The sequence below is a fragment of the Streptomyces sp. NPDC043726 genome, assembly GCF_056436565.1.
In genome coordinates this window covers 163,341-183,027 of the sequence record NZ_JBWKCI010000006.1, presented here as the reverse complement: position 1 = coordinate 183,027, position 19,687 = coordinate 163,341, and the positions used below count along the sequence as shown (strand labels likewise).

General features: G+C 70.4%; 18 protein-coding genes. 5 read left to right on the top strand and 13 right to left on the bottom strand.

The window, feature by feature from the left end:
- Positions 1-7: 7 nt before the first annotated feature.
- Positions 8-2,524 carry a cyanobactin maturation protease PatG family protein gene (locus AC068Z_RS19065; protein WP_478556668.1) on the bottom strand — a complete coding sequence of 839 codons (2,517 nt, stop codon included), beginning with the start codon at positions 2,522-2,524 and terminating at the stop codon, positions 8-10.
- A 278-nt stretch (positions 2,525-2,802) separates the two neighbouring features.
- On the opposite strand from AC068Z_RS19065, the gene AC068Z_RS19060 reads away from it, so the two are divergent.
- Complete coding sequence (locus tag AC068Z_RS19060) at positions 2,803-3,519, top strand: AfsR/SARP family transcriptional regulator (protein ID WP_478556666.1); 717 nt, start codon at positions 2,803-2,805, stop codon at positions 3,517-3,519.
- A 72-nt stretch (positions 3,520-3,591) separates the two neighbouring features.
- Here AC068Z_RS19060 and AC068Z_RS19055 read toward each other — a convergent pair whose 3' ends face one another.
- The 4 genes from AC068Z_RS19055 to AC068Z_RS19040 are packed head-to-tail and all read right to left on the bottom strand — an operon-like array spanning position 3,592 to position 9,320.
- Positions 3,592-4,698, bottom strand: a complete 1,107-nt coding sequence (locus tag AC068Z_RS19055) for a hypothetical protein (protein ID WP_478556664.1) — start codon at positions 4,696-4,698, stop codon at positions 3,592-3,594.
- Complete coding sequence (locus AC068Z_RS19050; RefSeq protein WP_478556662.1) at positions 4,695-6,578, bottom strand: LodA/GoxA family CTQ-dependent oxidase; 1,884 nt, start codon at positions 6,576-6,578, stop codon at positions 4,695-4,697. The genes AC068Z_RS19055 and AC068Z_RS19050 overlap by 4 nt, the downstream gene beginning before the upstream one ends.
- A gap of 10 nt (positions 6,579-6,588) precedes the next feature.
- Positions 6,589-7,992, bottom strand: coding sequence for a radical SAM protein (locus tag AC068Z_RS19045; protein ID WP_478556660.1), 1,404 nt, complete (start codon positions 7,990-7,992; stop codon positions 6,589-6,591).
- Entirely contained in the window at positions 7,989-9,320 is a 1,332-nt protein-coding gene (locus tag AC068Z_RS19040; RefSeq protein WP_478556658.1) for a hypothetical protein, read from the bottom strand. Before AC068Z_RS19040 ends, AC068Z_RS19045 begins: the two co-directional genes overlap by 4 nt.
- A gap of 220 nt (positions 9,321-9,540) precedes the next feature.
- On the opposite strand from AC068Z_RS19040, the gene AC068Z_RS19035 reads away from it, so the two are divergent.
- The 3 genes from AC068Z_RS19035 to AC068Z_RS19025 all read left to right on the top strand — a co-directional run bounded on the left by AC068Z_RS19035 (position 9,541) and on the right by AC068Z_RS19025 (position 11,808).
- Positions 9,541-10,311 carry an isoprenyl transferase gene (locus AC068Z_RS19035; RefSeq protein WP_478557267.1) on the top strand — a complete coding sequence of 257 codons (771 nt, stop codon included), beginning with the start codon at positions 9,541-9,543 and terminating at the stop codon, positions 10,309-10,311.
- A 93-nt stretch (positions 10,312-10,404) separates the two neighbouring features.
- Positions 10,405-11,325 (top strand): zinc-binding dehydrogenase, encoded by a 921-nt coding sequence (locus AC068Z_RS19030; protein ID WP_478556656.1) that lies wholly within the window; start codon positions 10,405-10,407, stop codon positions 11,323-11,325.
- Between the two features lie 18 nt (positions 11,326-11,343).
- Positions 11,344-11,808, top strand: coding sequence for an SRPBCC domain-containing protein (locus AC068Z_RS19025; RefSeq protein ID WP_478556654.1), 465 nt, complete (start codon positions 11,344-11,346; stop codon positions 11,806-11,808).
- Between the two features lie 61 nt (positions 11,809-11,869).
- Here AC068Z_RS19025 and AC068Z_RS19020 read toward each other — a convergent pair whose 3' ends face one another.
- On the bottom strand, positions 11,870-12,448 hold the full coding sequence (locus AC068Z_RS19020; protein WP_478556652.1) for an AMIN-like domain-containing (lipo)protein: 579 nt from the start codon (positions 12,446-12,448) through the stop codon (positions 11,870-11,872).
- Positions 12,449-12,639: 191 nt separating this feature from the next.
- Here AC068Z_RS19020 and AC068Z_RS19015 point away from each other — a divergent pair, with 191 nt between their 5' ends.
- Positions 12,640-13,041, top strand: coding sequence for an SseB family protein (locus AC068Z_RS19015; protein WP_478556650.1), 402 nt, complete (start codon positions 12,640-12,642; stop codon positions 13,039-13,041).
- Positions 13,042-13,276: 235 nt separating this feature from the next.
- Here the strand turns inward: AC068Z_RS19015 and AC068Z_RS19010 are convergent, their stop codons facing one another.
- The 7 genes from AC068Z_RS19010 to AC068Z_RS18980 all read right to left on the bottom strand — a co-directional run bounded on the left by AC068Z_RS19010 (position 13,277) and on the right by AC068Z_RS18980 (position 19,522).
- Complete coding sequence (locus AC068Z_RS19010; protein ID WP_478556648.1) at positions 13,277-14,275, bottom strand: AraC family transcriptional regulator; 999 nt, start codon at positions 14,273-14,275, stop codon at positions 13,277-13,279.
- A gap of 78 nt (positions 14,276-14,353) precedes the next feature.
- Positions 14,354-14,743 carry a MarR family winged helix-turn-helix transcriptional regulator gene (locus tag AC068Z_RS19005; RefSeq protein ID WP_478556646.1) on the bottom strand — a complete coding sequence of 130 codons (390 nt, stop codon included), beginning with the start codon at positions 14,741-14,743 and terminating at the stop codon, positions 14,354-14,356.
- Between the two features lie 72 nt (positions 14,744-14,815).
- Positions 14,816-15,166: a VOC family protein gene (locus tag AC068Z_RS19000; protein WP_478556644.1), complete on the bottom strand. Its 351-nt coding sequence runs from the start codon at positions 15,164-15,166 to the stop codon at positions 14,816-14,818.
- A gap of 183 nt (positions 15,167-15,349) precedes the next feature.
- A complete protein-coding gene (locus AC068Z_RS18995) occupies positions 15,350-16,381 on the bottom strand; it encodes a LacI family DNA-binding transcriptional regulator (RefSeq protein WP_478556642.1) in 1,032 nt (343 codons plus the stop codon).
- The gene (locus tag AC068Z_RS18990; protein ID WP_478556639.1) at positions 16,378-17,283 is read right to left on the bottom strand and encodes a carbohydrate ABC transporter permease; all 906 of its coding nucleotides are present in this window, start codon (positions 17,281-17,283) and stop codon (positions 16,378-16,380) included. The genes AC068Z_RS18995 and AC068Z_RS18990 overlap by 4 nt, the downstream gene beginning before the upstream one ends.
- Positions 17,280-18,206, bottom strand: a complete 927-nt coding sequence (locus tag AC068Z_RS18985; protein ID WP_478556638.1) for a carbohydrate ABC transporter permease — start codon at positions 18,204-18,206, stop codon at positions 17,280-17,282. Before AC068Z_RS18985 ends, AC068Z_RS18990 begins: the two co-directional genes overlap by 4 nt.
- Positions 18,203-19,522 carry an ABC transporter substrate-binding protein gene (locus AC068Z_RS18980; protein WP_478556636.1) on the bottom strand — a complete coding sequence of 440 codons (1,320 nt, stop codon included), beginning with the start codon at positions 19,520-19,522 and terminating at the stop codon, positions 18,203-18,205. Before AC068Z_RS18980 ends, AC068Z_RS18985 begins: the two co-directional genes overlap by 4 nt.
- Between the last annotated feature and the right edge of the window lie 165 nt (positions 19,523-19,687).

The window sequence follows — 19,687 nt, the reverse complement described above, 5'->3', positions numbered from 1 at the left end:
ACGGCGGTCAGAAGCCGCCGATGAACTTGTGGACGGGCGCGAGGCTCACCGGGAGCTCGTCGCTGACGTCGTAGGTGAACAGGAACGAGAGATTCGCCCTGCGGTCGTTCTCGGGGTCGAAGAAGGTGATGACGACGTCCTGGCAGTCGGAACCCGGACGGCAGAACGGACTCTTGGTGACCGTGATGGTGTCCAGGGAGTAGAGGTGCTCGTCGTTGGCGCCGGGGACCTGGTTGGCCGCCAGCATGCCTTCGGCCATCTCCTTGCCGACCTCGAAGGCGTTGGTGCCGGCGAAGTTCATCGCCCGGTCCGCGGAGCTCTGTCCGAGGTTGCGGAACTGCCAGTAGATCTTGTCCAGGAAGGCGCGGATGGTCTTTGCCGGGTCGGGCGATTTCTCGCCCTCGACCCGGATCTTGCGGCGCTCCAGGTCCTTCTTCAGCGCTGCCGTCACCGCGTCGACGAAGACGTGCTCGTTCCACGTGTACAGACCACGGCTCTTCACCTCGACCACCGGGACGACCTGGCCGGAGAACAGGCGCACCGTCCGGTCGGTCAGCACTCCGGGCACCGAGACCCGCGAGACGTGTGCGGGGCTCTCCCGGTCCTCGATCTGGCCGACGATGGCGTCACGGAACGTCCGGTAGACCGTGGACACCGGGGGATAGGACAGGGTCGCGAGCATGTCCGTCAGCTGGGACCCCACGTCGTTCACGGCCTTCTCGGCGTTGCCGCGCACCGCGTCGGGCTGCGCCTCGCGGTTCGTGATGATCGGCTGGGTCCAGTCCATGCCGACCGGGGACTCCGCCTCCAGGGCGTAGATCGGCGTGGCGTCCATGTTCAGGGTCCAGGTGAGCTTGTCGCACGCCCAAGGGTTCTTGGCCAGGTAGTCGTGGAGTTGCCGGGGGTCGTAGACGTTCGGTGCGACCTCCTGCTCCGGATGCTCGGAGGTGGCGGGCCTGAACACATCGGGCATCTGCTGCCGGAAGCTGTCCCTGCGGGCCTCCGTCCGGTAGTCGAAGCCGATCGTGCCGATCGCGAAGATGAGCTGGCGTCCGTTGCCGTTGCCGTTGCCGTTCGCGACCGTGCCCATGCTCGCCGACGTGCCCCCGCTCGCGTTTCCGCCGCAGGTGCCGCCGCAGTCGGGGCACGAGGGGCGTACGCCTTGTTCGACGGGGACCGGCGCCGGTTGAGTCATCGGCGGTGCCTGAGGGGCGTCCGCCGGGGGAACGGGCGGTGCCGGCGGCTGTGCGGCGGGCTGGACTCCGGCCGGGGGCACCGCCTGCTGAAGGGCCGGCGCCGCCATCTGCTGGGGCGCTTGCGGCATCGCCCCGGGCCAGGCGGCCGGCGCCTGGGCTGCGGCCGGGGCCGTCTGCGGGACCGGCGGCACAGCCGGAGCCGGGGGCTGCTCGGGAGGTGGTGTCGGCGTGGGGGCTGCGGCCGGGGCCGCTCCGGTGGCGGGAGGCGGGGTCGCGGCCGCGGACAGACCCTCGGCCGCCTCCCCGGCGTGCGCGTGTACGGCGTTCGTGTCCATGACGATGGCTGTTCCTTTCGGTTCGGCGTGAGTCGTCCGAGTCGTCGAGGGGCCGCCGATGATGTTCACGGAGTCGCCCCGCGTTGCCCGGGGGACGACCGAGCCCTCTTCCCTGATCAGTTCGAAAGCCCGCGCGGCGGAAAGGCGGCCGCCCAGCAGACGGCGGCACTGCGGCGCGTCGTCCGGGGTGCACGGCGGGCGGCTCGCGGAGGCGAGGATGGCCCGGCCGGCGGCGAGCGGGTCCGGATCACGGCCCTGCGCGATCTGCTGTGCGACGAGCAGCGCGGCCACACCGGTCACCGCCGGGGTGGCGAAGCTGCTGCCGGTCAGCGACGCGAGCCGGCCGCCGGGCGCCGCGCCCTCGATGTCCCGGCCGGGAGCGAGGACGCCGTTCGTCCGGTAGGCGGGACCCCAGTTGTTGAGGTCCAGCGGGTCGCCGGCGGCGTCGGTCGCGCCGACGGCGAGCACGGACGGCGTGGCGGCCGGAGCCTGGAGGCAGTCGCAGCCGTCGTTGCCGACCGCGGCGACCACCAACACCCCGTTCTCCGCGCACCGTCGCAGGGCCCGCTCCAGCATGGCTTCCGCCCTGCCGTCCGCACTGCGCTCGCCGCCGCTGATGTTGATCACATGGGCTCCCGCCTCCACGGCCTGCTCCACCGCCCGCGCGAGGTCGAGTTGCGGAACCCGGGCCACACCTCCGTTGGGGGACTCACGGAACACAGGCAGGACCAAACCGCGGCATCGCGGTACAAGACCGGTCACCGGAGATCCGGGCTGTCCGAACAGAAGGCTGGCCACATGCGTGCCGTGCAGCGACATCAGTCCGGAACCGGCGGCATCCGGCACAAGCGTGGCGAGGCGCGTGAGATCCGCTCCCGCGAAACACGGATGCCCGAAGTCGACGGGGCCGTCGAGCACGGCGACGCGAACCGCCGGGGTGCCCACAAGCCCGGTCTCACCGGGAACCGCGCGAAGTACCGACCGGACGTCCATCCGATCCTCCGTTCCCCGACCTCGTGATCCTTTCGGTTGCGAATCAGGTTTCCCACAAAGATGTTCCGCAGATATTCGACGGAATATGGAATATCTATTTGAGACGCATCTCGGGTGCGTTCGAGGAGCGTTCAGAATCCGTTTTCGATGTGTCGCGAAATTATTTGACCGATGCCGTTTTGGTGATTCTTGAAGTACTCGACGTTGCAGCCATGCCTGGTCCGAGGGGGTCACAGCGGTTGCAGCGGAAAAACGCGTCGAGCACAGTGTTAGCTGTGATGAACGCAGTCCAGCTCGAAATCCTGGGACCATTTGAATTAATCCGTGACGGGCGTTCGGTCGCCGTCCCGGCGGGGGCTCAGCGTCTGCTCGGCCTCCTTGCCGTGCGCGGTGAAGGGATTCACCGGCGGGCTGCCGCGGAGCAGCTCTGGCCGGAGTGCACCCCGCTGCGGGCCGCGGCGAACCTGAGGTCGGCCCTGTGTCAGAGCCGGAAGATCGGCCCGCGGAACGTCGTGGTCTGCGAGGGTCACCGGCTCGCCCTGTCGCCGTGCATCGCCGTCGACCATTGGGAGATCTGCAGGATCGCCCGTCGGCTCCTGGAGCCGGGGGACGGCCTACAGGCCCTCCCCAAAGACCTCGACCGGCTGGTGGAGGATCTCGGTCGGCCCCTGCTCCTGGGGTGGGACGACGAGTGGCTGTTACTCGAACGCGAACGCTGGGACCAGATGCGTCTGTACGCGCTGGAGCACCTGGCGCAGCACTTCCTCGCCGTGGACCGGTTCCTGGCCGCGCACCAGGCGGCCCTCGCCGCCACCGCGGTCGACCCGTTCCGCGAGACCGCCCACCGCATCGCCATCGAGGTCCACGCGGCGGAGGGCAATGTCGCCTGCGCGGTCAAGCACTACCTGGACTACCGCAGGCTCCTGCAGCAGGAACTCAGGGTCTCGCCGTCCCAGCGGATGACCGAGCTGATCCGGGAGTTGACGACGGCATGAGGGGTGGGCTGGTCGACCCGTGCGGATCACCGGCCGGGACGGCACTTGCGGACGGCACCGGCGCCAGCGCGATCAGATCCGGGTGACGATCTCGTCCCGCCACGCCCGATCCGGGAAGGCCGCCGTGTAAAGGCGGGCGCAGCTGTACAGATGCTCGACGAATGCCGCACGGAGCCGCTCGGCGTAGTGAGCGCACAGGGCGTTCACCGGAGAACCCTTCGTCGCCGCGTCGATCACGGCGGCGGCGAGGATTCCGGTACGCAGGGCCTGGGCCGTGCCTGTGCCGCTGAGGGGGTCGCAGCGCAGGGCGCCGGCGCCGACGGTCAGCCACCCGTCCACCCCGTCGGACGGCGGCCGCGCCGGGGCCGGATGCAGGTGGGGGGACGCCGGGAGGGCTACGGCGGTACGCGGCGGGTGCCGCAGGACAGGGCTCAGTCCGCTCTCGTCGAGCAGCCGGGACAGGAGCCCGGCGGGATCGGCGGCAGGGCCGGGCACCATGCCCTGCGCCAGGCACCGGCCGCCGCCGAGCGGCGTCAGCTGGACCCAGCCGAGACGGGCGGTGGCCAGCCGGGCCGTACGCTCGTCCCCGCCGGGAGCCAGCGGCGCTGTCCCGGCCAGCAAGACGCGCCGCCCGTACGTCCGTTGGACGCTGCCCGGAGCCTCGGCCGTCACCCGCCACCCGGGCCCGCCGTGCCACCCGGGCCCGCCGTGCCACCCGGGCCCGCCGCGCCACCCGGGCCCGCCGTGCCACCCGGGCCCGCCGTGCCACCCGGGCCCGCCGTGCCGCTCCGGCTCCTCCCGCCACCCGGGCCCGACGCGCCGCTCCGGCTCCTCCCGCCAGGGCTCAGCGCGCCCGTGGGTGAGGGTGTCGAGCCGTGACCGCATTCGGGCGGCCAGCAGCCCCCCGTCCACGACGCGGGCGGGTTGGGGGAAGCGAGCTGGATCCGCCGTGCCCCATGTCACCTCACGACTGCTCAACTCCCAGGTGCCGTCGAGCAGTCCGACGCCCCACAGGGAGCGCAGCAGATCCAGCGTCGGTCGGGTCAGCAGCAGGGGCCGGGGACCGGCCGCGGCGGGCTCCGGGGCGAGCCGGATCCGGTGCCCGCGAGCGGCGAGCAGCCGGGCGCAGGTGAGCTCGGCGAGACCGGAACCGGTGACCGCGACCCCGGCCCCGCTCATGCGTCGAGCAGCGCGAGCAGGGCCTCGGTCTGGCTCTGCTGGGCGATGATGATCTGCCGCGTCCGCAGATCGGCGAGGTCGCGCAGCTCCCGCTGCGCCTCGATCGCAGCGCGCGCGGCGTCCCGCGCGACTTCCCCGTCCGCCGCCGCGGGAGCCCCCGCCTGAGCGAAGGCGGCGGGCAGCGTGAACCTGGGTCCGACGCCGCGGGCCGCCAGCATGTGGTTGATCTGATGGAGGTTCTCCATGGCCGTCCGGGACTGCTGGATCAGCACGCCACCGGCCCGGTCCTGCAAGGCGAAGGTGCTGTGCAGGAGCCCGAGCAGCAGGGCGTAGTACTGGTCGCTGAGGGTCAGCAGCTGGGTCTGCAGCGGGCTTCCGTCACCGGCGCCCAGGGACCGCAGGTACTGCGTGGGGGCGAAGGGCGCCAGGTGGGACCGTACGGCGGTGAACCGATGGAAGTGGTCCCCACCCTCGTCGATGATCAGCTTGATCAAATGGGAGAGCCGGTCGTGCTCGGGGAACAGCTCCGGCTGCCGCACGAGGCTCTGGTGCAGTTGGACGTACATGCCGTCGACGCCCGTGCCCGCGTTCCGGCTCGGTGCCTCGACCTTGATGAACCAGTCGAGCTGCTCGGGGGTGAGCGGGCGCCGGTCCACCGTGTGTTCCCCGTCGCGGTCGATGGTGGCCGCGCGGCCGACGACCGGTGGCTGCCCCAGCGTGCCCAGCGCCTCGTTGACCCAGCGCAGATGCCGCATCTCGTCGACCGCCACTTGGAACACCTCTTGGGCGGCCCGGTGCGCGGCCCGGGTGAGGCGACTTGGTTCCGGCGTGGTCGGCAACTCCCTCGGGGCGTTGAGCGAGTAGTGCGCGTAGAGGTACTCCATGCACAGCGCGTGTTCCACCGTGGCGAGGGTGCGCAGTTTGTCGATCACCACGGCTCGGCTCAGGAGTTCGGCTGCCGGGGGCTCCTCGATTCCCCTGCTGTCGTCCTCGCGGTCGTTGAGCACGACCGGAAGGACGTTCCAGTCCTCGATGAGGTCCGCATAGGTGAACTCGCTCCTCCTGCGCGGGCCTTCCAGGTTGGGCGGACTGTCGTCGTTGTCCAGGTCCGGCACGGGCGTGCGGTCCTTGCGGAGGAAGTTCATCTGCGGGACGGCGCCGTCCGCGCTGCTGGTGACATCGGGTTTGGAGGACGCCCAGTAGAAGCACATGCAGTCGCGGAAGTCGTACTGCCAGGGTGCGCACATGCTGCGGGTCAGGTCACCGGGTTCGTAGGCCTCCGGGTCGATCACCCCCTCGGGGGTGAGGTATTCGGCCCGCTCGGTGACCAGGACGGCCAGTCTGACCCGGCCGCCCTGGCCCCGGAGGACGAAGCTGTCGTTGTCCGTCCGCCGCTGGTTGAGCCCGGCGACGGTGGACGATCCGGTGGAGGGGTTACCCGGGCCGGGGCCCAGCAGGACGGCGATGGTGCCGGGCAGCAGGTCGTGCACCGCGCGCCACGCACCGAGCCCCGAGCTGCCGCGGCAGTCGACCGGGACGACTTGGCCCTCGGTCTGGTCCACCGTGGTACGCCCGCACACCGCCCAGATGTACAGCGGACGGTCGGGGTCGGTGAGGTCGGCGGTGGTGAGTCCCTCGGCCTCGGGCACGCCGCCGGAGACCTCCAGCACACGCGAGCCCTCACGTCGGTGGAAGTCGACGAGGAGGCCGGGGAAGAACCGCTTGTCCAAGTTGCGCTGGTCGAGCTCCAGCCCGGGGAAGCAGTTGTCGACACCGCTCTCCGGGCGGGTACCTGACGGATTGCCGCGCACGATGTGGTCGGCGCGGGCGGTGAGATTGCGCGGGAAGATCTTCTCGCCGGGAGGCGGCAGGTCGGGCATGGCTGATCCTTCAGACGGTGCTGACGGTGCTGGTGGCGGGGTACGGGTCGGACTGCTGGAAGAACCCGGGAGAGACTTCGGCGAGTTCGACGTAGGCACGCAGGCAGAAGGCCAGCCAGCCGCGGATGTAGTCGCAGCCCGGGCGGCCTCGGCGGCTCACCTCGTGGTAACAGCCGCCGCCGCACAGATAGCGCGCCCAGCAGGAGCGGCACGGTTGCGACCGGTCGACGTGGCGCTCCGTCAGATGCCGCTGACGCAGGCTCGTGTCACTGCCCTCCGCGACGGAGCCCATGGCGAAGGCAGGGTCGTCGACGAGGCGGTGGCAGGCGTACAGACCGCCCTCGGCCGATGCGCTGAGGTACCCGGCGCCCGCCCCACAGGGGTAGGGGCGATGCGTGCCCCGGTGCAGTTGACGCAGAGCGGTCTGGAAGTTCCCGAAGGGGTAGTGCCGTCCGGCCGACAGCTCGCGCAGCGCGGTCTCCCCGCACTCCACCATCCGCGCCAGGAAATCCTGGAACGCCCCCGCGTCGACCTCGTAGGCGGGATCGGGCGCGCTCACCACCGCGGCGAAGCCGACCTCGTCGAAGCCCAGACCGATCCCGTGCTCCAGGATGTCCAGCAGTCGTCCGGTGTACGGCGTGACGCTCACCCGTGCGCTCAGGTGGCGGGGCCGGCCGTGCCGGGCCAGTACGGCCAGTCCGGCGCGCAGCTGGTCGTAGGCGCTGGCCCCGCCCGGGGCGCGGCGCAGCGCGTCGTGCCCTGTCCGGTCACCGTCCAGACTGACGGTGACGGTGAAGGGGTGCTCGGCGAACAGCCGGGCGTCCTCGGGCCGTACGGTCGTCAGGTTGGTGGTCAGGGCGAAGCGGACCGGGTTACCGGCGGACGCCGCCGCCGAGGTGGCGTGGGCGACGACCTCGTGCACCAGGTCCCGGGCGAGCAGGGGCTCACCGCCCATGAACCCGACCACCACGTCCGCGCCGGGCGCGGCCTCGGCGAGCAGCCGGTCCACCGCGGCGAACGCCGTGGCGCGGGACATGGCACGAGCGCTGCCGCCGAACCGGCCCTCGTCGGCGTAGCAGTGTCCGCAGCTGAGGTTGCAGGCCTGCATGATGTTCAGCGAGATCGAGGCCAGGGGCGGGGGCTCGGCCGGGGTGCCGTCGATGCGGCGCTCACCCCACAGCGGCAGATCCAGTGCACGGGCCAGTTCCGTGACCGATTCGTGCGGGACCTTGGTCCATTCCTCCACCTGGGCGGCGAGTCGTTCGGGCAGGTCGTAGACCCGGCTGCCGTCGGCCACGAAGAGATGCGCGCCATGGGCGCTGCGGAAGACCTTGACCTCGGCCGAGACGTCGGGGGGAGCGCTGGGGGTCGGTTCCTCGGGAGGGCGCCGGCCGATCTGGAGCAGTACGGTCATGTGCCGGCCTCCGTGGCCTCGCGCAGCGAGCGTGCCCAGCCCTCCAGGAGGTCGTACTGACGGCGTGTGAGGTGCATGGCGGCGCCGTCCGCGCCGCGCATGTCCACCGGCATCTGCGCGTTGAACGAGGGATCTCCCGCGGGTTCGCGGATCACCGCCCGGATGAGGTCCGGCCGTTCTCGCAGCAGATCCTCCAGCATCTCCAGTGCCACGAACCTGCGGTGGTGCCGTCTGCCCTGCTCGGTCAGCCCGAGGAGTACGCCGTCCAGCGGCACGGCACGGGGCAAGGCCTGGAAGATGCCGTTCATCACGTCGAGATTGACATTGCCCATGGTCTCGAGGATCCGCTCGAACAGATCGCGCATCTCGCGGGCCGTCAGGTCCCTGTCCGCCAGGTACTCGGGTTCGTGCACGTCGTCGCGCTGGACACGGTCGGCCAGTCCGTCGGCGATGGAGATGAAAGGTCTGCGGTCCGGGGAGAAGACGGGTGGGCAGGCCACGACCCGGGCCGTGGCACTGGGGCCGCCGGTGAGGGCCACGGTCACCAGGCCGTCGCAGACGTCGTCGACCAGACCCACCGATTCCTGGTCCTCGGCGCCCGCGAAGAGTCCGCCCGGCACGGTCCGGAGATCCGTGTCCCGCAGAGGCCAGCCGCACCATTCCGCGTCCGGGTTGAGGATCCGTCGGCCCGGTTCCACCCGGTAGTCGCTGTCCGGGGGCAGGTCGGACGGTCCGTAGACCACTCCCGCCGCGGGTGTGAACCGGAGCCGCAACTCGGGCAACCTCTCATTCGGCACCGGGACCTGGACGGAGCCGAGCCGCACGCTGCTGCCGGCTGGGACCAGGGGTTCGGGCTCGTCCTGGGGCGAGGTGCCGTCGAGCGGGTGACGCAGGTTGTCGTCGCCGCGGACCTCGACCCGCGCGGCGATCCGGTCGCCCTCGCTCTGGGTCATGTGGTGCGCTTTGAGGTTGGCCACGGCCACGGTCCAGGTCACGTCGGCGAGGTCCAGGCCGAACTCCCGCAGCACCTCTCGGGTCACCGGACCGCTGTGCCGCTGTCCGTCGAGCGACCAGGTGCCGTGGACCTCGAAGTACGGGCAGACGGGGCGCCAGCCCTCGGCGTCCTTGAACCGGACCTCTTCGGGCGTCCGTTCCGTGAGTTCGCCGTCGGCGTCCAGGTCGAGGGTCGGCTGCGGTACGACCGTGGTCTTGCCGGTACCGCGCGGGGTGAGATCGCTCGGCCCCCAGCTGTAGTTGTCGCAGGGCGTACTGGACGGACCCAACCGCGCGAAGGCGAGCGGGGGTTGGAGCCAGAGCTGCTCGATCACCGGCATCTCCTAGCGGTCGGCGACAAGATGACGGAACGTAATCGATCGTACGCCATTCGTGACTCTCTGTCACTGTCGACGCGCACGGGATCTGCGGGGCCGACGCCCTTCCGTGTCCCCTGCGCCGCCCCGAACTGCCTCAATGGCTGAAGCTCCGTGCCGGGCGATACGGTGGCTCCCACTAGCGGTCGGTGGGGACGAAGGGACTTGGCACGTGGCCTTGAGGGCGCTTCGCGCGGGATTGGAAGCCCTGTACGTCAGGCGTCTGGCGCGCAAGCTGGAGGGCAAGCCGCGTCCACGGCACGTCGCCATCATGCTGGACGGCAATCGTCGTTGGGCCCGGGGCGCCGGGCACGACGACGTGCGGGAGGGCTACCGCGTCGGCGGTGCGAGGGTCGGTGACTTCCTGCGCTGGTGCGACGCCGCCGACATCGAGCACGTCACCCTCTGGATGCTCTCCGACGACAACCTCCACCGGCCGCCGGCCGAACTCGGCCCGCTCCTCGAGATCATCGAGGAGACCGTGGCCAGCATCTGCGCGGCCGAGGAGAACTGGCGGATCGAGGTCATCGGCGCGCTCGACCTGCTGCCCGGCGACACCGCGCGCGTCCTGAAGGACGCCGTCGCCGGCACCAGCGGCCGGACCGGGCTCAAGGTCGACGTCGCCGTCGGGTACGGCGGCCGCCGGGAGATCATCGACGCCGTCCGGTCCGCCTTCGACAAGCACATCTCCGGCGGCGGCGACCCGCGCGAACTGGCCGAGAACTTCGACCTCCAGCACATCTCCGACAACCTCTACTCCCCGGCGGGCCCCGACACCGACTTCATCATCCGCACCTCCGGCGAGCAGCGCCTGTCCGGCTTCCTGCTGTGGCAGTCCGCTTACGCCGAGGTGCACTTCGTCGAGGTCCTGTGGCCCGCCTTCCGTCAGATAGACCTGCTGCGCGCGCTGCGGTCGTACGCCGTACGGGACCGGCGTTACGGCAGATGACCTGAGGGCGACCCGGCTTGAACAACTCTCGGGCATGCGGCTGAGGTTTCGATCATGATGAGGGCAATACATCGTGATCCAAGGGGAGTTGTGATGTCCGTCCGCGCTCTGGTCGTCGATCCGTCCGTATCCACCGCCGTCCGGCTCGCCGAAGTCCCCGATCCCGTCGCGGGGCCGGGGCAGGTGCTCGTGGACGTCTCCCACGCCTCCCTCAACTACGGCGACCTCAACGACGCCCGCTCCGGGCGCGTTCCCGAAGGCGCCGTGCTCGGGTCGGACGCCGTCGGGGTGGTGGTCGAGCCCGCGGCCGACGGGTCCGGGCCGGCAGCGGGCACCCAGGTCGTCGCGATGACCCCGGGTGCCTTCGCCGAGCGCGTCGCGATCGACGTGGCCGCGCTCGCCGTCGTGCCCAAGTCCCTCGATCCGGCACGGGCGGTGGCACTGCCCGTCGCCGGGATCGCCGCCCTGCGCTCGCTGCGTGCCGCCGGGCTCGGGTCGGGCAAGCGGGTGCTGGTCACCGGGGCCTCGGGCGGTGTCGGCCGGTTCGCCGTCCAGCTCGCGGCGCGTGCGGGGGCGCACGTCATCGCCTCGGTGGGCTCGGCGGCGAGGAGAGCGGGGCTCGTCCAGTCCGGCGCGGACGAGGTGCTGGTCGGAATCGACGGGATCGACCGGCCCGTCGACATCGTCATCGACAGCGTGGGCGGGCCGCAGATGGTCGCCGCCTGGAATCTGCTCGCCCCCGGCGGCAGCCTCCAGAGCGTCGGATGGACCTCCGGGGAGCCCGCGGTGTTCCCGCCGTACGCGACCGTCGGTCCGGCCAAGTCGCTCACCTCCTACGTCAACGACGGCCCCGCTGGCGCCGACCTGGCCGTGCTCACCGAGCTGGCCGCGGAAGGCGCGCTGACCGTCGAGATCGGCTGGCAGGGATCCTGGGAACGGTTCGACGAGGCCGCCGACGCGCTGCGCGGGCGCCGGGTGGCAGGCAAGGCCGTGCTCGACGTGTCCCGGGACTGACACGGCTATGTTCGGAGCATGCAGACGACTCGGGTCTCCTGGCATGTGAACGCACCGCGCTCAGCCGTCTACCGGGCGCTCCTGGACGCCGACGCGGTCGAGCGCTGGCGGGTTCCGGACGGGATGACCTCCCAGGTGCACACCTTCGAGGCGCGGGTGGGCGGTGCCTTCCGGGTGTCGCTCACCTACGACCTGCCGACCGGTACCGGGAAGTCGGACGCGCACACCGACACCTACCACGGGCACTTCGCCGAGCTGGTGCCCGACGAGAAGGTGGTGGAGGTGCTGGAGTTCGAGACCCCGGATCCCGCCATGGGCGGCACGATGACCATGACGACCACACTCGCCGACGCGGACGGCGGCGGTACGGACGTACACGTGCTGCACGAGGGGCTGCCGGACGCGGTGCCCGCCGCGGACAACGAGACGGGCACGCGGATGGCCCTGGCCAGGCTGGCCGGGCTCGTGGAAGGGGCTCCATGAGAGCCGTGGCTCAGCACGGACCCCGGCTTGGCACGGACCCTGGTTCAGCAGGGCCCCTGGTTCAGCGGGCGCCGGTCCAGTTGTGGGCGACGTCCAGGATGATCTTGTCGGTGACCACCTGCACGCGGAACGGCAGCCGCCCGCGGACCCCGAGCCCGACGAGCGTCTCCCCTTCGAAGCTGCCGGCGAACCGGGTGTCCCGGAAGGTGCGGTAGCCGGTGAGGTCGACCCCCGGCAGGGGCTTGTTCACGCGGCCCGGGTAGGTGGGGGCACCGGTCTCGGGGTCGTAGGCGGGCGCGGCCACCCGGACCTCGAGGACGGCACCGCCGCCGACGGATATCGGACGGCCGGAGCCGTCCTGGTACAGCTGTTTCACGTAGCGGACCGAGTAGCCGAGTCCGGCCCGGCCCGCGCCGGGCAGGTCGACGACCATCCGGTCGAAGCAGGTGTGGCGGCCGGTCCTGATGTTCTTCACGGGCGTCGTGGTGGAGGTCGACCGGACCTCGGGCAGGCTGCCCCAGCCGGTCGGGCACACCGTGGTCTGCGCGGTGGCGGCCGAGGCGGTGGCGGCGGGCAGCGCCGGCACCCCCAGGGCGGCAGTCACAGCGAGGACAACCCATGATGTTCTGATTCTTCGCATTGCGTCCCCCGACGTGTGCGTCGTTCTGATATCAGGGGAGACAGTCGTCTTGCGGGAATGGTTGCGGTAGATCCCGAAACCGGCGTGGGGGCCTCAGGGCCGGGCCGCCACTGGAGTCCGGGCCGATGAATGCTCCACTCCGGATCGGGTACGCGGCCCGCACGACCGCCGCCTCTACCAGGGGACCTGTGATGGAGACTCCCGAGAACCGCGACACCGCCACCCCGGCCCGGAAGGCGCTGGACGCCCTGGCCGACAACCATGAGGACATCGCCGCGCTGGACTCGCTCGCCGGGAGCGACGTGCTGGTGCCCGTCCCGGACGACGAGAGCGAGGAGGACGCGACCGACCCGGCCGCCGTCGCCCTGCCCGTGCTGGAGCAGCCGGACGGCGATCCCGTCGTTCCGGTGTTCACGTCGGAGCCCGCGATGGCCGAGCTGCTGCCCTTCGTCGGCCGCTACCGTCTGGTGCCGCTGGGCGCGCTCGCCGCGCAGTGGCCCGCCGACGAGTTGTCCCTGATCATCGACGCGGGCTCCCCGCACCCCCTCACGCTCACCTCCGAGGGCGTGCGCACGCTGCTGGCCAGGCCCTGAGCCCGGCCGGGCCCTCCCGGCGACGCTGCGCGCAAGGGCCGAGTGGCACCGACTCCGCTCGGCCCGCGCGGCCACGATCGCTGACCTCATGACGATAGGACCACGTGGGGTCCGCGTCGCTCCCCCTTGCGCGGCGGCTGTCCGCAAAACGCGGCCGTTCAGCGCGACGTACGCGGGCCTGTACGGCGCCCGTCCGGACGTACGCGGCGGATCAGTCGGACCAGGTCGCAGCCGATCACCGCGACGCCCGCAGCGTCTGCGACGGCGACTCCCCGAACCGCTCCCGGTAGCGCCGCGCGAACCGCCCGAGGTGGGCGAAGCCCCACTGGTACGCCACGTCCGCCACGGTCGTCGATCCCGGCGCGGACGCCCTGAGCTGGCCGTGGACGCGTTGCAGCCGCACCTCGCAGACGTACGTCATCGGCGGCACCCCGACATGCTTGCGGAACGCCTCTTGCAGGGTGCGCACACTCACCTGCGCGATGGCCGCGAGCCGGGCGGCGTCGTACGGCTCGGCGGGCAGCTCCTGTACGGCGTCCATGACTCGTTTCACCGCGGCCGGCCGCATCGGTGGCGGCGGGCCCTCCAGCTCCGCCCGGTAGGAGTGGTCCGCGGCGAGCAACAGGCCTTCGAGGAGCGTCTGTTCCAGCCGGCCGCGGATCAGGGGGCGGTGCAGCAGTCCGTGCGAGACGTCCTTGTCCAGCAGGAACCAGCGCACGAGCTGGGCCCAGCTGCGGCCGGCTCCCCGAGTGACGTCGATGAACGGCTCTAAGAGCGGCGGGCGCCGCACCGGTCTGCCCAACAGGCTTTCCAGGCTGTGCAGTACGGCCTCTTTGTCGATCTTCACCGTCAGCGAGCGGCAGTCCGGCGACCACTCGTCGATGCGGATGTCGTACCCGGGATCGAACAGGACGGCCTGCTGTGCGGTGGTGAACAGGACGTCGCCGCCGCCCTGTTGGACGGAGAAGCCGCCGAGCAGCGGCACGGCCACGTGATAGACGCCCGGTTCGCCGAAGCTCATCCGCATGCCGGTGCCGAAACTGACGTCACCGACGACGAGGGAGCCGAGGTCGACGACGCTGAGCCTGGTGCGGAACTCCGTTGCCGGGCCCGTCACTTCGAGGCGGAGGTCGTAGTAGTGGGCCGCTATCGCCTCGTGGCTCTCCTCCACTGAGCGCGTCGAGTACGTGATGAACTCGGCGCCACCGTCGTCGTCCACGGCCAAGGCGGTCACTCCTGGTCCCCTCACCGGGTTTTTGGGAGTGATGATGCCCAGGAGGCCGGGACCTCGAACGACCCGCCGGGCTGTGGATCAGGACTGGAGCATGCGGGCCAGCACCGCCCGCTGAAGCGGTAGCACCTCGGCGTGCAGCGCGCGGCCCTTGGCGGTGAGGGTGACCCATACCCCGCGCCGGTCCTCTCTGCAGGCCGAGCGTTCCACCAGACCGTCCTTTTCCAGCCGTCCGATGAGCCGCGACAGGGCGCTCTGGCTCAGGTGCACCCGGCCGGCGAGGTTCTGCACCCGGCAGTGCCCGGCCTCTTCGGGCGTGGCGGTGGCGAGGATTTCGAGCACTTCGAAATCGCTCGCCCCGAGCCCGTGGGGGTGCAGCACACGATCGAGTTCGCAAATCGTTCGCGCATGCACCGAAAGAATCTTGCGCCACTCTTCCTCGAGAGCGGCCCCCCTTATGACTGCTGCCATGAAGGCACGGTAACACCACCTTTTCAGATGGTTGCCTGTGCAACTAGTGCATGTGCAATCGGAACTGGCCCGTCAGCTCTCGGTGTCCTGCACGAGGCCGATCAGGTTCCCTTCCGCGTCCTTGAGCGAGGCGATCAGCCGGCCGCCGCCCACGTCCTGTACGTCCTGCAGCGATTCTGCGCCAGCTTCGAGCAGAGCGGAACGCGTCGCGCGAATGTCGTCGACGTGCCAGTAGGGCACCGGTCCCGTCATGCCCTTCGCGTGGCCGTTGGGGTCCAGGCCGACGTCCTGTCCGGCGTCCTTGTACCCGACGTAGTACGGCTCGTCCGCGTACGGCTCGGTGCCGAGCAGGGCGCCGAACACGGCCTTGGCCCGGGCGAGGTCCTTCACGGGGTAGATGATCGTCTGAACACCGGCGGTCATGGCGTACTCCTGGAGAGATCTGGTCCGACGCGTCTTCGTCGGTGCTCTCACGCTAGGCCGGGTGACCCCACCGGGGCTTCTTCAAAACTGACCGCTTGCTCCATCGGTGACCGTCGCCCTGACGCGAGAGCGCGCCGTCGGCGGGCAGCCGAGCGGCGCGCTCTCGCGGCGGCGGAGGACCGGTCAGGTCGACTCGCGCTTGACCAGCTCGGTGGGAAGGATGACCGCGGCCGGGTCCTCGCCCCCGATCTGGGCCAGCAGCACCCGGACCATCTCGGTGCTGATCCGGTCCCAGGGCTGGCGGATGGTGGTCAGCTCGGGGCGGGCGGCCAGCGCCGCGGGGGAGTCGTCGAAGCCGCCGACCGCGACGTCCTGCGGCACCCGGCGCCCGGATCGCTCCAGCGCCGTCAGCACGCCCTGCGCCATCAGGTCGGAGGCGACGAACACGGCGTCCATGTCCGGCGCCTGGGCGAGCAGCCGCTCGGCGCCCTCCTCGCCGCTGGCCCGGCTGTAGTCGCCGGAGACGATCAGCCGGTCGTCGATCTCGACGCCCGCCTCGGCGAGCACCTCCTTGTAGCCGGCGAGGCGCTCCACACCGCCGGGGGTGTCCAGCGGACCGGTGACCACACCGATCCGGCGGCGGCCGATCGACAGCAGATGGCGCACCATGTCCCGGGCGCCGTCCCGGTCGTCCGCCGCCACGTAACTCACCTTGGAGGCAAGGCCGATCGGCTTGCCGCAGGCCACCAGCGGCACCCCGGCCTCCCGCAGCCGCTCGGCGACCGGGTCACCGGAGTGACTGGAGACCAGCAGCACCCCGTCCACATGGCCCGCGGTGATGTAGCGCGTTATGCGCCGCCGTTCGTCCTCGGTGCCCGCCAGCATCAGCAGCAGCGGGATGTCGTGCGCGGCCAGCGCCTGGGTGCAACCGCGCAGCAGGACATTGAAGTTGGGGTCCTCGAAGAACCGCTCCTGGGGCTCGGTCAGCAGGAAGCCGACCGAGTCGGAGCGTCCGGTGATCAGCGAACGGGCGTGCCGGTTGACGACGTAACCCGTCTTGCGGATCGCGGCGTTGACCGCCTCCGCCGCCGCCGGGCTGACGTAGTGCCCGCCGTTGAGCACCCGCGAGACGGTGCCGCGCGAGACCCCTGCCTCGCGGGCCACGTCATGGATCGTCGGCGGTCTGCGTCGGCCCCCCGTGTTGCTCATGGTCATGACTTTACGGCCCCGGACAGCAGATCGAGGGACCAAAAACGCTGGATGACCAGGAACAGCGCGACCAGCGGGAACACCGCGAGGAAGGCGCCGGTGATCACCAGCGTGTACAGCGCGGGGGTATTGGCGCCCTGCTCCAGCAGTGTGTACAGACCGAGCGTGATCGGGAACTTCTCGTCGTCGCTGAGCATGATGTACGGCAGCAGGAAGTTGTTCCAGATCGCCACGAACTGGAACAGGAACACGGTGACCATGCCGGGCACCATCATCGGCAGCGCGACCCGGGTGAAGATCCGCCACTCGCTCGCGCCGTCCATCCGCCCGGCCTCGACCACGTCGGCGGGCACGGCGGCGGCAGCGTAGATGCGGGCCAGGTAGACGCCGTACGGCGAGAGGATCTGCGGCAGCAGCACGGACCAGTAGGAGTCCGTCAGGTCGGCCTCGGCCAGCAGCAGGTACTGCGGGATGGCGAGGATGACCGGCGGCATCAGCACGCCCGCCAGCAGGACGTTGAAGAACGTCTCCCGGCCGCGGAAGCGGTAGGTCGCGAGCGCGTAGCCGCTGAACGCCGAGACGCAGGTCGACAGCAGGGCGCCCAGACCGGCGTACAGGGCGGAGTTGCCCATCCACTGCCAGTAGACGCCGTCCCGGTAGGCGTTCAGCTCCGAGAGGTTGTCGGTGAAGCCCGAGCCCGGCAGGAAGGTGAAGGTGGAGAACAGCTCGCTGCCGGACTTGGTGGACGCGATCACCACCCAGGCCACGGGCAGCAGCGTGTAGAGCGCGCCGATGAGCAGTGTGATCGTCGGCAGCAGCGCGATCCGGCTGCGCCGGGGCGGGCCCTGGGCGGTGCCGGGCGTGGTGCCCGCCGCCGGCCCGGCTTTGCGGACGGCAAGAGAACTCATCGTGCTGCCTCCTGCTTCTGACGACGGTTCGCGGCCCGCAGGAAGCCGAAGGACAGCAGCAGTGTGGCGAGGGCGATGATCACGGCCTGGGCGGCGGCCGCGTAGATGTCACCCTTGCCGAAGGCGTCCTGGTACACCTTCATCAGCGGACTCCAGGTCGTGGACACGGAGTTGGTGAGCGGTTTGAGGGTGGTCGGCTCGTTGAACACCTGGAGCGTGGCGATGATCGAGAAGAAGAAGGTCAGCACCAGCGAGGGCGCCACCATCGGGATCTTGATCTTCAGCGCGATCTGCAGCGGGGTGGCGCCGTCCAGCTTCGCCGCCTCGTACACCTCCGCCGGGATGGCCTGCAACGAGGTGTAGATGACGATCATGTTGAAGCCGGTGCCGCCCCACACCGCGATGTTCGACAGGGCGAGATAGAGCGGACCGCCGTCCAGCAGATCCGGCTGCGGCAGGCCCAGCCTGTCCAGCACGAAGTAGAAGGGGCTGACGTCCGGCAGGTACAGAAAGCCCCACAGCAGCGCCGCCACCACACCGGGGATGGCGTACGGCAGGAAGATCGCGAGCCGGGTGAAGGGGGCGAGCCGGACCTTGTCGGAGTCGAGCATCAGCGCGAACAGCAGGGCGAGGCCCAGCATCACCGGGACCACGATGCAGCCGTAGCCGAGCACACGCAGCGCGCCGTCGACCAGCTCGCTGTCGGAGAGGGCGTCGGTGTAGTTCTCCAGGCCGGCCCAGACCTCGGTGCGGGCGCCGGAACCGAGACCGAGCCCGGAGACCTTCACCTTGCGGAAGCTGAGCCAGATCGCGTACCCGATGGGCAGCGCGAAGAAGAGCAGGAACAGGATCGTCGCGGGGATGAGGAAGGCGTACGGGGCCCCCTTGACCCCGTACGGCCTCCGGCGTGCGGGGGTTGTCACTCCGCGACCTCGAAGCCCTGCTTCTTCATGTCGGCGACCGTGTCGTCCTGCATCGTGTTCAGGGCGGCGACGAAGTCCGACTTGTCCTTGGCGGCCTTGCCGAACGCGTCCTTGAAGGTCGTGTAGGCGACGTTCACGTTCGGGCCCCAGGCGGACGGGGCGGTGCTCTTGGCTATCTCGGCGGCCTGGGTGTAGAAGTCGGCCTGGTTCGAGAAGTACTCCGGCGGGTTGGTGAAGGCGCCGGAGGTCTGGGCGTTGGTGGCGGCCGGGTAGATGCCGCTCTCCTTGGCCAGCGCCTGCAGGGCCGCGTCGTCGGTGTTCAGCCAGGCGGCGAACTTCGCGGCGGCGGCCTGGTGCTCGGAGTCGGTGGTGACGGCGGTGGAGGAGCCGCCCCAGCTGCCGGTGGTGTTCTCGCCCTCGGACCACTGGGGGAGCGGGGCCATGGCCCACTTGCCCTTGGTGTCGGGAGCGGCGGTGGTCAGCGTGCCCGGGGCCCACACGGCGGAGACCCAGGCGATCTGCTTGCCGGTGTTGAGCGCCTTGTTCCAGGCCGGGGTGTACATCGGCTGGTTGTCGATGGCGCCGTCCTTGACGAGGTCACCCCAGAACGTGGCGACCTTCTGGGTCGCCGCGTCGTTGATGCCGACCTTCCACTGCTCGCCCTCGGTGGTCCACCACTGGGCGCCGGCCTGCTGGGCGAGACCCGCGAAGAGGCCGGAGTCGTTGGCGGAGAAGGTGGTCAGGTCCGTCTCCGGGGAGGCCTTCTTCAGCTTCCGGGCGGTCTCGGCGAACTCCTCCCAGGTCTTCGGGACCTCGAGCTCGTACTTCTTGAACAGGTCCTCGCGGTAGTAGAACATCATCGGGCCGATGTCCTGCGGGACCGCGTAGACCGCGTCCGTGCCCAGCGTGGTCTGCTGCCACACACCGTCGGCGAACTTGCTCTTCGCGTCGACGGTCTCCTTCGAGATGTCCGCCAGCGCGTCATTGCTGACCAGCGTCGGCAGCGCCTGGTACTCGGCCTGGACCAGGTCGGGGGCCTTGCCCGCCTTGTGCGCGGTGAGGATCTTGGTGACCAGCGTGTCGCCGGACGCCTGCTTCTTCACCGTGACCTTGATCTGGTCCTTCTTGCCCGGCCCGTCGTTCCACAGGTCCACGACCTTGTCCATGCCGGGCGTCCACGTCCAGTACGTCAGCGAGACCGGACCGGACTCCGCCTCGGTGTCGTCGTCGGACGAGCCACAAGCGGCGAGGGCGGTGGCGCCGAGGGCCACGGCGATGGTGGATGCCACGAGGCGCCGACGCTTGATGTTGGGCATGGATCTCTCCCCTGACCTGGGGTCCTCGCCCGTCGCGAGGACCTGCCATGCTTCTGTGAGCGTTCACAGTAGAGAAACATCCCGGACACTTGTCAATGGTTGTTGCTGTGCGGTTATGTTGGGCTCGCACCGCCGATGATGTGTGTGCACGTTCCCAAATGATCG

Excerpts from the sequence above, each read along its gene's own strand:
- AC068Z_RS19025 (WP_478556654.1), top strand. The coding sequence starts at position 11,344 with ATGCAGACGACTCGGGTCTCCTGGCATGTGAACGCACCGCGCTCAGCC.
- AC068Z_RS18990 (WP_478556639.1), bottom strand. The coding sequence starts at position 17,283 with ATGAGTTCTCTTGCCGTCCGCAAAGCCGGGCCGGCGGCGGGCACCACG.
- AC068Z_RS18995 (WP_478556642.1), bottom strand. The coding sequence starts at position 16,381 with ATGACCATGAGCAACACGGGGGGCCGACGCAGACCGCCGACGATCCAT.
- AC068Z_RS18980 (WP_478556636.1), bottom strand. The coding sequence starts at position 19,522 with ATGCCCAACATCAAGCGTCGGCGCCTCGTGGCATCCACCATCGCCGTG.
- AC068Z_RS19065 (WP_478556668.1), bottom strand. The coding sequence starts at position 2,524 with ATGGACGTCCGGTCGGTACTTCGCGCGGTTCCCGGTGAGACCGGGCTT.
- AC068Z_RS19015 (WP_478556650.1), top strand. The coding sequence starts at position 12,640 with ATGGAGACTCCCGAGAACCGCGACACCGCCACCCCGGCCCGGAAGGCG.
- AC068Z_RS19000 (WP_478556644.1), bottom strand. The coding sequence starts at position 15,166 with ATGACCGCCGGTGTTCAGACGATCATCTACCCCGTGAAGGACCTCGCC.
- AC068Z_RS19030 (WP_478556656.1), top strand. The coding sequence starts at position 10,405 with ATGTCCGTCCGCGCTCTGGTCGTCGATCCGTCCGTATCCACCGCCGTC.
- AC068Z_RS19060 (WP_478556666.1), top strand. The coding sequence starts at position 2,803 with ATGAACGCAGTCCAGCTCGAAATCCTGGGACCATTTGAATTAATCCGT.
- AC068Z_RS19005 (WP_478556646.1), bottom strand. The coding sequence starts at position 14,743 with ATGGCAGCAGTCATAAGGGGGGCCGCTCTCGAGGAAGAGTGGCGCAAG.
- AC068Z_RS19050 (WP_478556662.1), bottom strand. The coding sequence starts at position 6,578 with ATGCCCGACCTGCCGCCTCCCGGCGAGAAGATCTTCCCGCGCAATCTC.
- AC068Z_RS19045 (WP_478556660.1), bottom strand. The coding sequence starts at position 7,992 with ATGACCGTACTGCTCCAGATCGGCCGGCGCCCTCCCGAGGAACCGACC.
- AC068Z_RS19020 (WP_478556652.1), bottom strand. The coding sequence starts at position 12,448 with ATGCGAAGAATCAGAACATCATGGGTTGTCCTCGCTGTGACTGCCGCC.
- AC068Z_RS19055 (WP_478556664.1), bottom strand. The coding sequence starts at position 4,698 with ATGAGCGGGGCCGGGGTCGCGGTCACCGGTTCCGGTCTCGCCGAGCTC.